The 12,045-nt window shown below is 68.8% G+C and carries 12 protein-coding genes and 1 pseudogene; 6 read left to right on the forward strand and 7 right to left on the reverse strand.

Features of this window, described 5'->3' with window-relative positions; genetic code table 11:
• Nucleotides 1–43: 43 nt before the first annotated feature.
• Nucleotides 44–451 (reverse strand): SRPBCC family protein, encoded by a 408-nt coding sequence (locus GA0070606_RS02305; RefSeq protein ID WP_091094833.1) that lies wholly within the window; start codon nt 449–451, stop codon nt 44–46.
• Between the two features lie 42 nt (nt 452–493).
• Nucleotides 494–880, reverse strand: coding sequence for a VOC family protein (locus tag GA0070606_RS02310; protein ID WP_245724540.1), 387 nt, complete (start codon nt 878–880; stop codon nt 494–496).
• An 82-nt stretch (nt 881–962) separates the two neighbouring features.
• Here GA0070606_RS02310 and GA0070606_RS02315 point away from each other — a divergent pair, with 82 nt between their 5' ends.
• On the forward strand, nt 963–1,784 hold the full coding sequence (locus GA0070606_RS02315) for a helix-turn-helix domain-containing protein (protein ID WP_091094834.1): 822 nt from the start codon (nt 963–965) through the stop codon (nt 1,782–1,784).
• A 334-nt stretch (nt 1,785–2,118) separates the two neighbouring features.
• Here the strand turns inward: GA0070606_RS02315 and GA0070606_RS02325 are convergent, their stop codons facing one another.
• The 3 genes from GA0070606_RS02325 to GA0070606_RS02335 all read right to left on the reverse strand — a co-directional run bounded on the left by GA0070606_RS02325 (nt 2,119) and on the right by GA0070606_RS02335 (nt 5,345).
• Nucleotides 2,119–3,201: a winged helix DNA-binding domain-containing protein gene (locus GA0070606_RS02325; RefSeq protein WP_218105946.1), complete on the reverse strand. Its 1,083-nt coding sequence runs from the start codon at nt 3,199–3,201 to the stop codon at nt 2,119–2,121.
• A gap of 61 nt (nt 3,202–3,262) precedes the next feature.
• Nucleotides 3,263–4,105, reverse strand: a complete 843-nt coding sequence (locus tag GA0070606_RS02330) for an NAD(P)H-binding protein (protein ID WP_091094837.1) — start codon at nt 4,103–4,105, stop codon at nt 3,263–3,265.
• Nucleotides 4,106–4,154: 49 nt separating this feature from the next.
• A complete protein-coding gene (locus GA0070606_RS02335; protein ID WP_091107170.1) occupies nt 4,155–5,345 on the reverse strand; it encodes an epoxide hydrolase family protein in 1,191 nt (396 codons plus the stop codon).
• Nucleotides 5,346–5,407: 62 nt separating this feature from the next.
• Between GA0070606_RS02335 and GA0070606_RS02340 the strand changes: the two genes are divergently transcribed.
• Nucleotides 5,408–6,379, forward strand: coding sequence for a helix-turn-helix transcriptional regulator (locus GA0070606_RS02340; RefSeq protein WP_091094838.1), 972 nt, complete (start codon nt 5,408–5,410; stop codon nt 6,377–6,379).
• 200 nt (nt 6,380–6,579) lie between these two features.
• Here GA0070606_RS02340 and GA0070606_RS32855 read toward each other — a convergent pair whose 3' ends face one another.
• Nucleotides 6,580–7,608 carry a hypothetical protein gene (locus tag GA0070606_RS32855; protein WP_218105947.1) on the reverse strand — a complete coding sequence of 343 codons (1,029 nt, stop codon included), beginning with the start codon at nt 7,606–7,608 and terminating at the stop codon, nt 6,580–6,582.
• A gap of 84 nt (nt 7,609–7,692) precedes the next feature.
• Between GA0070606_RS32855 and GA0070606_RS02350 the strand changes: the two are divergent.
• From GA0070606_RS02350 to GA0070606_RS02365, 4 genes and pseudogenes are all read left to right on the forward strand, one after another.
• Nucleotides 7,693–8,379: pseudogene (locus GA0070606_RS02350) on the forward strand (IS630 family transposase); the annotation flags it as partial.
• Nucleotides 8,380–8,764: 385 nt separating this feature from the next.
• Nucleotides 8,765–10,108 (forward strand): YcaO-like family protein, encoded by a 1,344-nt coding sequence (locus GA0070606_RS02355; RefSeq protein WP_091094839.1) that lies wholly within the window; start codon nt 8,765–8,767, stop codon nt 10,106–10,108.
• A gap of 8 nt (nt 10,109–10,116) precedes the next feature.
• Nucleotides 10,117–10,761, forward strand: coding sequence for a TfuA-like protein (locus tag GA0070606_RS02360; RefSeq protein WP_218105948.1), 645 nt, complete (start codon nt 10,117–10,119; stop codon nt 10,759–10,761).
• Nucleotides 10,762–10,980: 219 nt separating this feature from the next.
• On the forward strand, nt 10,981–11,589 hold the full coding sequence (locus GA0070606_RS02365) for a response regulator transcription factor (protein WP_176737202.1): 609 nt from the start codon (nt 10,981–10,983) through the stop codon (nt 11,587–11,589).
• Between the two features lie 93 nt (nt 11,590–11,682).
• Here the strand turns inward: GA0070606_RS02365 and GA0070606_RS02370 are convergent, their stop codons facing one another.
• A complete protein-coding gene (locus tag GA0070606_RS02370; protein WP_091094842.1) occupies nt 11,683–12,015 on the reverse strand; it encodes a hypothetical protein in 333 nt (110 codons plus the stop codon).
• Between the last annotated feature and the right edge of the window lie 30 nt (nt 12,016–12,045).

Genomic DNA, 12,045 nt, shown 5'->3' on the forward strand with positions numbered 1-12,045 from the left:
TCCGTCCAATGCCACCGACATCACAGATAGTTCCGAGCGTCCGTCAGGCCGCCGCAGGTGCCAACGTCTGTTCGATGACCTCCATGCCGTGGATCATGGCTGCTCCGATGGGCGTGGCGAGATCGTCGGGCAGGACGTCGTGTGTCCAGACCAGCCGGCAGCTGTGCTCGCCATCGGCGATGACCTGCATGGAGGCGTTGTCGTGGGCCGGACTCAGGGTGCCTCCGACAACTGCGTAGACGATCCGCCGAGCGTCGGGGTCCACGGAGACGAGCCGTTCGCGAGCCACGACCCCATCGGCGAACGTGACGATGCGGTGATCTCCGTCGAGGTGCGTGTCGACGACGTAGCCGGGTGCCATGCGGACGGGGCCCCCTTCGAAGTCGCCGATCACCTTCCAGACTTCGTCAGCGTTAGCTCCGATCACGATTTCCTTGCTGATTGACGCCATTTCTCCTACTCCTACGGACGCGGTATGGCAGCCGACCGGGACTCAGTCGCCGGCAGCCAGGCAGAACAGGTGCCCCTCGGGATCGGCGAGCACAACCCATTCGTCGCCACCGGGCTGGAACTCGGGCTTGGTCGCGCCGACGGCGAGCAGTTCCTTGACGGCGTGTTCGACGTCGGCAACCTTGAAGTCGAGGTGGGCGTGCTTCGCCGGGTCGGGCCAACTCGGCGGCTGATAGCCCTCGACGCGCTGGAATCCGAGCTGAATGGGGCCGCCGAGGTAGACGGTGTGCGCATCGCTGTATGTGGTCTCCCAGCCAGTTACCGTCCGGTAGAACTCGGCGAGCGATCCGGGTGCACGGCAGTCGATGACGACCGTCGTGAGCTGTGCAAGTGCGGGCATGTCGATAACTCCTTCGAGCCGCAGGTTCACGCACAGCTTCGTCCGGTCGACGCCCAGGGTCTTGAAGATCCTTGCAGGCGACGATGTCGGACCCTGGGTTTAGGTTCGATCGGTGCTCTCGTTCGTTGATCTTGCTGCTCGACCCGAGTTCACCGTGACCGCAGTGACGTGCCGAGACGACCACAGAAACTGGTCCACGGCGGAGTCGCACGACAGCTTCCGGGTCGTCATCGTGCGCCGGGGCAGTTTCAGCAGAAGAGCCGGCGGTGTCTGCACTGACCTCGACCCCACCGTCGCCTATCTCGCCGTACCCGGTGAGGAGGAGCGCTTCGCGCATCCTGCCGGCGGCGACGTCTGCACCTCGGTCACCCTCGCCCCGGCGCTGTGGCGATCCCTGGCAGGCGATGCGGAACGAGCGAAAACGTCGACTGTCTACATTGACGCCCAACTCGACCTGGCCCACCGGCGGATTCTCGGCGCCGCTCGCGTGGGCGACGTCGACTACGCGCTCACCGAAGAACTCCTGCGTCTGATCAATGCCGCGGTAACCCAAGCCGTTGCCGGCCCTGGCGGAGGCGGCGAGGCCGCTCATGGTGTGGACACCGCACTCGTCGCGGCAGCCCGTGACGCGATTCGTAATGACCATCCCGCCGCCCGTGGCCTACTGCCGCTGGCGGCGTTGCTCAACGCCTCGCCGTATCGGTTGAGCCGGGCCTTCACTCGACAACTCGGGGTGTCGCTAACCCGTTATCGCAACCGGGTGCGCGTCGCCCGGGCCCTCGATCGTCTGGAGGCAGGTGAGGCTCAGCTTGGCGTACTCGCCGCGGACCTCGGCTTCGCCGATCAGGCGCACCTGTGCCGCACCGTGCGTACCCACGTCGGCCACACGCCGACCGCGCTGCGCCGCCTGCTGACGCAAGCGCACCGGCCCTGATACCGCGAGGGCAGTAGGGGAAGCGGTTTCGGCTCGCGTTCGTTGGTCTTCCTGTGACGGATGTCGGTGTTGGCCTCCGGCACGCGGAGTTGGACCGGCTGCACGCATGGATCCGGCCTCGGTTTCGCCGGTCGGAGCCGCGGCGGCGGGTGCGTGACCGGGTGGGTCTGCTGGCCGTCGACGACACCGGGTCCCTGCCGCACGGGTGCGGCCTCCGGCGGAGCTCGAGTTACGACCCGACTGATGGGCTCGACCGACCCGATCACCATAGTCATCGATGCCAGCGGCATGGGGGCCGGCGCTGCTCTTCGCACTGAACGACCGGGAGTTCACGTCATCGTCGGCATGTGCCGTCGATGTCGTGTCCGGCGTCGGGCGCGGCGAACGCAAGCAGCCGGGCACCCTCGGTTTCGACCTCGTTGCACTCGGCCGCGCTCAGCGGACGGAACGGGTCGATGTCGAGCGTCACCCGCCGCTTGGCCCGACGAAGTTTCCACGCTCCGGCCACCTGCCCGTCCACCAGGAACGTGGCGCGCATCCCGTTGCGGGTCGTGATTCGTCTGCGGGCTTCCTCGGAGATCACGCGGGTGCGGTCGGCGTGGGAGGCCAGCAGGTTGTCGTACTCGGGCAGGAGGCGAACCGGCGCCCGAACGTCGGCGTGGGGACGTGGCCCGTCCGGAACGTCGAACAGTTCCGTCCCGTACTCGTTGCGGAAGACCGCGAGTCGGGGCCGCAGCTTCTCGAGGATGGGACGCAGTCGGGTGCGGCCGGCCCAGGTCTGCACGTCGTTGACCGAGGCGAGGTAGCGCAGCACGATGTGTTCCGGGTCGGCGGCGGGGGCGGGCTCGACGCCGGTCCAGGTGGCCGCGGTCGCGTACCGGGTGGCGCCGCCGATGCCCCAGACGGCGCGCGGCGGCACCTGAACCAGCGGCACCAGGTTGCGGACGACGGCGGCGAGCGCGCGGGGATCGCGGTCGGGCCACCGCCTCCGCAGCGATGCCCCGAGCTCGGCCGGGGTGAGGTGCCGTGCGCTGAGCAGGGCCTCGCCCGCCTCCGCCACGGCTTGCCGGTCCACCCCTGCCAACATCGTCTTGTGCGCGGTGTCGAGTTCCCGCTCGAGCGCCGGTTGTGCCCAGGGCCGCAGCGAGCGGTAGTCGGCGGTGGCGACCAGGTGGATGGTGCTGCGCATCAGCGCGACGCGGACCAGGCGGCGCTCAATCAACGCGTTCGCCAGACCGGTGGTGTCACTACTGCGCAGCCTGCTCCAGAGCCCGAAGTAGGGCGCGTACGGGGCCTGCGCCTGCAGCCCGACCAGGTGGGTGACGGCTTCCTCGATGGTCGTGTCGGCTCGTTCGAGCAGCATCTGGCGGGCCAGCAGGGACCGGCCCAGTTCTCGTTGTCGCAGTACCGGTGCCACTGCCCGGTCTTCCCTTCCATCCGTGTGGCAGGGGCGGTGTTCGCCGCCCCTGCCACGTCGATCAGTTGGCGAAGTCGGCCCGGTGCTCCGCGGTCCACTCGGCGTAGGTCCGCGCCGGGTGTCCGGTGATCTGCTCGACGGTGTCGTTGACTGGCGCGGGCTTGCCGACGGCTTCCGCCATCAGCCGGAAAAGCGCCGTCAGGAACTGGCGGTCCATGAACTGGCTCATCTGCTCCAGCACGGGCTGCGGGTCGAGGTCCTCGACGGTGAACGAACGTCCGAGCGTCTCGCCGAGGATCCGGACCTGCTGCGCCTGGGTCAGCGACTCTGGGCCGGTCAGGTCGTAGGCCCTGCCGTCGTGCCCGCCGCCGGTCAGGATCCGCGCGGCCACCTCGGCCACGTCGCGTTCGTGCACGGCGCTGAACGCCGCCTGCGTGTAGGGCGCACGGATCACGTCGCCGCCGTGAAGCTGCATCCCGAACGTCAGGGAGTTGATGGCGGGAAAGAGCAGTCGCAGGAACGTCCACTCCAGGCCGGAGGCCTCGATGGCCCGCTCGACGTCGCGGTGGTACTGCGCGATGACGTCGGGCTGCGGCTCGGCTTCGGGGACGACGGCCCCGGAGGAAAGGAACACCAGCCGACGCACGCCGGCCGCCTCCGCGGCGGCCAGCAGCGGGGCGACGTCCATGCCGTACTGCAACACCAGGATCGCGGCCTCGACGCCGGCCAGCGCAGCCGGCAGCGTCTCCGGCTTGGTCAGGTCGCCGTGGACGACCTCGGTGCCGTCCGGGAGCGCGGCCTGCTCGGGGGTGCGGGTCAGTGCCCGCACCGGCGCGGCGGCGGCGACCAGTTCCTCCACGGTCTGGCGTCCGAAGTGGGCGGTGGCGCCGATGACGAGATACATGGGGGATTTCCTTTCGTCGACACGTGTGGTGTCAAGGACGGGTGCGGGCTCAGCGGACCTTGCGGAAGAACTGCCGGATGTCGTCGACGAGCAGGTCAGGGGCGTCGTGCGCGGCGAAGTGGCTGCCGCGGTCGTAGACGTTCCAGGAGACGATGTTCTGGTGGTCGCGCTCGGCGAACGTCCGGATCGACTGGAAGTCCCAGGCGAAGTTGGCCAGGCCGAGAGGCACGGTCGTCGGCTCAGGCACGGTGGTCCCCCGGCCGTTCGACTTCTGCTGTACCGGCGCCGCCGCCGCGTCCTCGTAGTAGAAGCGGGCCGCTGAGGCCGCCGTGTCGGTCAGCCAGTAGAGCATCACGTTGGTCAGCACGAAGTCCGGATCCAGCTGTTCGCCGAGCAGCTGGGCGTGCCATCCCAACAGCCCGGCCGGTGAGTCGGCCAGAGCGTGGGCCAGGTTCTGCGGCTCGGTGGACTGGAGCTTGTCGTAGGCGCCCCGGTGCTGGGTGAACCACTCGGCGAACGCGAGCTTGCCGCGCTCCTCCTCGCCGAGGCCGGCCAGCTCGGCGGGGTCGCCGGACGGGAACGAGAAGACCTGCGTCACGTGCACGCCGCAGACGTGTTCCGGGTCGGCTCGACCCACCTCGGGCGAGATCAGCGAACCGCCGTCGTTGCCGGCGGCGCCGTAGCGGTCGTATCCGAGCCGGCGCATCAGCTCGGCCCAGGCCCGGGCCACCCGGTACCGGTCCCAGCCCCGCTCCCGGGTCGGCCCGGACAGGCCGAAGCCCGGCACCGACGGGACAACCAGGTGGAACGCGTCGGCCGGATCGCCGCCGTGGGCGCGCGGGTCGGTCAGCGGGCCGATCACCTCCAGCCACTCGACCACCGTGGTCGGCCAGCCGTGCGTCAGGATCAGCGGCGTCGCGTCCGGCTCCGGCGACCGGACGTGCAGGAAGTGGACGTTCTGGCCGTCGATCTCCGTGGTGAACTGCGGGTACGCGTTCAGCTTCGCTTCCCAGGCCCGCCAGTCGTATCCGGTGCGCCACCGCTCGACGAGCCGCTGGACGTAACCCACCGGGACGCCGTACTCCCAGCCCGGCGGCACCGGCCCCGCCGCCGGCGCCGCCGAACCGTCCGCGGGCAGTTCCTCCGCCCACCGGGTCCGGGCCAGCCGCTGCTGAAGGTCGTCGAGTTCGGCCTGCGGAATCTCGATCCGGAACGGGGCGATCGTGCTGTCGTTCGTCATGGCGTCACCGTAGAAGCCCATTAGGCAAGGTCTGTTCCTATTCGGGTGGCAGACTCCGAGGAATGTTGGAAACCTCGGCGCGGCTGCTGCGCCTGCTCTCCCTCCTTCAGACACCCCGCGAGTGGACCGGCACCGAGCTGGCCGACCGGCTGTCCGTCAGCACCCGGACCGTCCGCAACGACGTCGACCGCCTCCGCAGCCTCGGCTACCCCGTGCACGGCACCCGCGGTGCGGTGGGCGGCTACCGGCTCGGCGCCGGGGCCGCGCTGCCGCCGCTGCTGCTCGACGACGAAGAGGCGGTCGCGGTGACGATCGGGCTGCGCACCGCCGCCGGCGGCACCATCACCGGCGTCGAGGAGACCGCGCTACGCGCGCTGGCCAAGCTGGAACAGGTACTGCCCACCCGGCTCCGGCGACGGGTCAACGCCCTGCAGCGGTACGCCGTCGCGGTCCCCCGAGACGACCTCGGCCCACGAGTGGACGCGGACACGCTCAGCGCCATCGCCGCCGCCTGCCGGGATCACGAACGCCTGCGCTTCGACTACCGAAGCCACGACGGCTCCCAGAGCCGACGCGAGGTCGAGCCATATCAACTGGTCAACTGGGGCCGACGGTGGTACCTGGTCGCATACGACATCGACCGGGCCGACTGGCGGACGTTCCGGGTGGACCGGCTCAGCCCACGCACCCCGACCGGCCCCCGCTTCACCCCCCGAGACCTCCCAGAGGAAGCCATCGACCAGGTCCGCCGCGGCGTGTCGTCGACCGCCTGGCGGCACCGGGCCCGGGTCGTCGTGCACGCACCGGCGGAACAACTCGCCGAGCGGATCAACGCCGCCATCGGCACGATCACCCCGGTCGACAACACCCAATGCCTGCTCGACACCGGGGCCGACAACATCGAGGCTCTCGCCGTCCATCTCGGCCTGCTCGGCATCGACTTCACCGTGACAGAGCCCGCGGAACTCGTCGAACTCGTGCGCGAACTCGCCGATCGCTACCACCGCGCCGCCGAGACGCGGCCGCCGGGGTAGATGTCACCGGGACGCCGTGGCGGTCCGGATCGGTATGCCATCGGTTGATCGGCGGCGCGACCACCGGCCGCCGCAGCCGACAACTGGCCTGCCCGGCTGCGGTGTCCGCGTTCCACCGCCGCTCCGCCAGGTCACAATGTGGCGCAGCACCTGGTAGACCCACCCCGTCGCCGGCGCACCTGACAACCGGCTGCTGGCGGTCACTCTGCGGCACCATGTACAGGAGTGGTGGTCCGCAGCCAGTACGAGCGGGCCGCGATGACCAGTGCGATCCCGTACGCGGCAAACGCGGCCAGACCGATCCAGCTGACCAGCAGTGCGTCGCCTGAGGAGTGGAAGTCTCCGCGCGGTATCGTCACCACGCCTGCGGCTGCCAGGGTCAGGTAGCCGACGCCGAGCACTCCGTACGGAGCGAGGGTGGCCGCACCTATCAGAGCCGGGGTCAGGGGTAGCCAGCGTGGAACGCGGCGACCGCGGAGGAAGAGTGTCCACCGTGGGAAGATCTGACCCCACGGGCGGACCAGGCCCCAGAGCAGGAAGACGCCGAGTGCGGCCAGCAGCGCGGTGGCGTCCAGACCCCAGGACTCCAGGGTGAGCCAGATCCCCGATGCGCCGTTACGTTCGGAGATCACGCGCATCTCCCTGCCGCTGACCCCGGCGAAGGTACCGCCGGACGCCCAGACGAGCTTCATCATCGCGTACGGAAGGAAGGCCACCGTCCCAACGCAGGCAGCGAGTTGGACCGACCGGGATGACGCGGAATGCGCCTGCCCGACGGCCACCTTGGACGGCCGGTGGTCCGACCGGGCGGTGGCCGCCAAGAGAAACATCCCCGCAGCCGCCAACGCATGATTCGCAGCGGACGCCCAACTGTCCACCGCCTGGCCGAACATCAGCGTGAGCATGTCCATCAACAGGCCGAACGCGGCCACACCTGCCAGCCCACACAACACCCACAGCAGCGCCCGCAGCATGGGCCGCAGCCCGCACCACGCCGCCACCCCACAGACCAGCGCCGCCAGTGCGCCCCCGGCCGCGACCGCCCAGCCCAGCGCGGAGGACGCCTGATGGCCGCCGAGCGAGAGCAGCGAGGTTCCGCTCAACGCGCACGCCAGACCGAAGCCGGCGTAAACCGCCGCCCAGAACATCGTTACCCAGGTCACCCAGCGCGGCCATAGCTGCCGCCACCTACGCCACGACGCCTTCGTCATCTTGGAACCACCAGTCATGCCCTGACCATCACATCGGCAAAGGCGCACCACCTCCCTCGCCAGAGTGATGCCTCTCCCCCTGCCGGCTCGGCACCCCGTACGCAACAGCCGCTGCGGCGACTACTGCGCAAACACGAGATCACCTTCCGGCGCACCAAGACGTGGAAAGAGTCCACCGATCCGAACCGCGAGGCGAAGCTGGCCCGGATCGAGCACGTGATCAAGCAGTTCCCGCACCGCACTCGCGTTCGACGAGTTCGGGCCGCTCACGGTCCGACCGCATGGCGGCGTCGGCTGGGCGCGGAAGGGCCGCCCGCGCAGGCTGCCGGCGAACCACCACAAGCTGCACGGCGTGCGGCAGTTCCATGGCTGCTACTCGATGGGCGACGACCAGTTGTGGGGCGTCATCCGCACCCGCAAGTCCGCGGCGACCACCCTGGCCGTATTGAAGTCGATCCGGTCAGCCCGCCCGGACAGCGCACCGATCTACGTCATCCTGGACAACCTGTCCGCCCATAAGGGGTTCAAGATCCGGCAGCGGGCGGTACGGAACAAGGTCGAGCTGTGCTTCACCCCGACCTACGCCTCCTGGGCCAACCCGATCGAGGCGCACTTCGGGCCGCTACGCACCTTCGTCATCGCAGGCTCTGATCGCCCCAACACACCGTCCTGGCCCGCAACCTGCACGCCTACCTGCGCTGGCGCAACGCCAACGCCCGTCACCCCGACGTCCTGACCGCCCAACGCCGCCACCGCGCCAAAATCCGCAGCGAACGACAACGCCGCTGAGGCCAACCCGCCACCCGAGCCGCATGACCAACCCGGCCGACGTTCGTGGTCAGAGCACCGGCGACACCGGCCACCACCTGACGAAACCCATAACGACGCCCCCGTTCCGAACGGATCCGAACAAGTTGGGACAGGCGAACCCCTTGCCGGCACCCCGCGACTCGATCATGGTGGACGCCAGCGCCGCGGTAATGATCAGGCTCTGAACCACCCACACGATCCCGGCTCACGCCACTCGAACGGAATCTATTTCCACCCGGACCGGAAATCGTTGCGGCGCTGATGGCAATGTCTCTCGGGGAGGAACGCTTGACAAATTCTCGAACCGCCCAAACTGTCGGCTATACCGTTGTTGCCGAACCCCACAATTCGACGGTGGTGGCCGTTGAAGCTGCGTGAGCGCGTCCCCAAGACTGGTCCCACCCGCGAGGTGACCACGCGTCAAACCCTTGAGCGCGTCACGCCCCTGCTGCGGACCGTGGGAGTGACCCGGGTCGCCGACATCACGTGGCTGGACCGCATCGGCATTCCCGTCTACAACGCCATCGTGCCAAGGTCCCACGACCTGCTCTCGGTCTACAACGGCAAGGGACGCACCCACGACGATGCGCGGGCGTCAGCGATCATGGAGGCGGTGGAACGTTTTGCCGCCTGGCAGCCCAGGACGCCGGACCTCGTCGCCACGTACACCGACCTGGAAGCCTCCGGGCAGGCGGTGTTGAACCCGGCGGACCACAACCTCGCGCCCGGCCATGCCTACCGCCCGGACGTGCCGATCTCGTGGACCCGAGGCTACGACCTGCTACGCGAAGAGCCGGTCCTCGTACCGCTGAGCCTGGCCGGCTACTACATCCGCTTCCACGAGATCCAATGCTTCGCCATCAACACCAGCAACGGCCTGGCATCGGGCAACTCGCTGGAGGAGGCGATCTGCCACGCATTGTGCGAGGTCATCGAACGCGACGCCCTGACAATGGCGGATCTGGTCAGCAACCGCATCACCCACATGATGCGCAACAAGCTCGGCGCGGCCGCACCCCCGGCCGCGGTGACCACGCTGGAGGACAGCGCCCCAAGCGTCGACCTCACCACTCTCCCCGATGCAGCGCGCTGGTTCGCCGAGCGGATCCAGGAGGCGGGACTGCCACTGGTCATCAGAGACATCACCTCCTCGCTCGGCATTCCGACCTTCGCCGCCATGGTCAGCGAGTCGTTGGCAGAGACGTTCTCGCCCAGCCACTCGGGATACGGCACACATCCGCACGCCGAGGTGGCGGTCATCCGAGCACTGACCGAACTGGCCCAGAGCCGGGCCGTGGACATCCAGGGAATGCGCGAAGACATCAGCCTGCCCAGCACAGAGATCGACAACTGGAACCACCACGTATCCCGCGGCGGCTCGGTGGACCGCTCGGTGTGGCCGTGGCGGGAGTCCGCATCACCGGTGCGCTTCGGCGACGTGCGCAGTTACCCGAACGACGACGTCATGGCCGACATCCGGTTCATGCTCGAGCGGCTGCGCGACGGCGGGCTGAAAAGGGCGATTGTGGTCGACCGCACGCCGCCGGGCTTTCCGGTGCACGTGGTCCGGGTGATCGTACCGGGGCTCGAATCCTGGGCGATCGACCAGAGCAAACTCGGGCCGCGGGCGAAGGCACACTGGAACGAGGCGCTGCGAGTGGTGGCCGCCCCTCGGGCACGGGTGGCCAACGCGGGAGTCGGACGATGACGCGCGCAGTGGTCTTCGCCGGTCCGAGCATCGACGCCGCCACGATCGCCGAACTCGCCTCGGTCGAGGTGCGGCCTCCGGTCAAGCGGGGGGACATCGACCTCCTGCTCGCCGAGCCGGAACCACCGACTCACATCGGCATCGTGGACGGTCAGTTCCTCCAAGGTCTGATGATCTCACCCAAGGAGGTGCTCCGGGCCATCGACCGGCATCCGAATCCGGTGCGCGTTTTCGGTTCCTCCAGCATGGGGGCCCTGCGCGCCGCCGAACTGGCCAGCGAGGGCATGGTGGGCGTCGGACAGGTCTTCGAGCTGTACCGTTCGGGCACGGTCGACGCCGACGACGAGGTGGCAATCGTCTTCGACCCGGATTCGCAGCGCGCCCTGTGCGAACCAATGGTCAACATTCGGGTGGCGATGGCTGCGGCGGTGGAGCGCGGCGTGATCTCGCCGGATAGCGCCGCGACCGTGCTGGCCGAGGCCAAGGCGCTCTACTTCCCCGACCGCACCTACACCCGGATCCTGCAACTGCCGGTGGTGCGGAAGCAGGTCAGCGACGTCGAGCTGACGGCGTTACGAGAGTTCCTCGGCACGGATGCTCCCGACGCCAAACGCGACGACGCGATGGCCCTGCTCCGCCGGATGGACCTCTAGCTGTCGAAAGATCCCCTCCGGTGGCCGCGGCGGCAGCTCGTCGCGGCCACCGGGCCACGTGTTCGGTCGGCATGTCACACAGGGAGAGCCTTGTCGATTTCACATGACCCGGGCCCGGACTGGCGCAACGTCGTCCAGGGCTGCTCGCAGCAGATGACAATCGAGATAGTGACCGAAACACCCCTACTTCGGCACGGTCTCGCCGAACTGCTGAGGAAGGTGCCGAACTTCTTCGTGGGCGACGGGCGGCCGGCCCCGACCGTGTCCCCGGTTTCCGGCACGCCGTCGCACACCACGATCCTGGTCATCGACGCCAGCGACGACTGCCCGGACACGCTGGTGGCGCCGATTCTTGACGAGCGGCCCGATTCGAAGATCATCGTGCTGACGGACTCCGACGATCATCTCTTTCTGTGGAAGGTGCTCACCTCGGGCGCGCACGCCTGCCTCGCGAAAGGGCTCCAACTGGACGAACTGGTCTGCGTCATCCACGCGGTGCACCGGAAGGAGGACCGCTTCGTCCTCTCCGCACCCGTCGAGGCGCTCCGCAAACTGCGGCCGTCCACGGCGGCCCCGGGCCCGCTGACCAACCGCGAAATCGAGATCATGCGGCTGGTGGCCGCGGGCATGAGCAACCGGCGGATCTGTGAGCGGCTGTTCATCACCGAAGCGACCGTCAAGCGGCACCTGACGAACGTCTACGCCAAGCTCGACGTCACCTCACGCGTCCAGGCCATCCAGAAGGCCTTTCGGGGCGACCTGATCGAGGAGCGGGTGGCAACTGACGCACCGGACCTCGACGGTGCACCACTCACGTCAACATCGTGACCGGTCCGGCGGGCAGCCCGCTCCCAAGCCGGGCCCCGCCACCACCGCGGGCGCGTATCGGGACGGGCACCCGCCCGTCCCGGGCACCAGGGCTCACGTGAAGGCCCGGCCGAGGGCTGTGAGGTTCTCGTAGGCGCTGTCCCCCTCCGCGACGGCCTCCACCTCGAAGACGCTCACCGAGGTCGGCGGGTACCCGATCAGCCTGACGGCCCGGCTCACCCGGGCCGGGCCGTCCATGTACTCGGCGCCGTCCCACAGGTAGACCGCACCCCACACCTGGCGCTCGGGATTGGCGAACCACATCTTCAGGCGCATCCCCGGTAGCCGGGAGTACGCCTCGACGGCGTAATCGCGCAGGTAGCCGCGCAGGTCTTCGACGGAGACGTCCGACTTGCTCAGGTCCCAGAGGACGAACTGCAGGTACATGTTCCGGCGACTCCTTGATCTCAGGGCGGG

It is taken from the genome of Micromonospora citrea, from assembly GCF_900090315.1.
Taxonomy (GTDB): Bacteria; Actinomycetota; Actinomycetes; order Mycobacteriales; family Micromonosporaceae; genus Micromonospora; species Micromonospora citrea.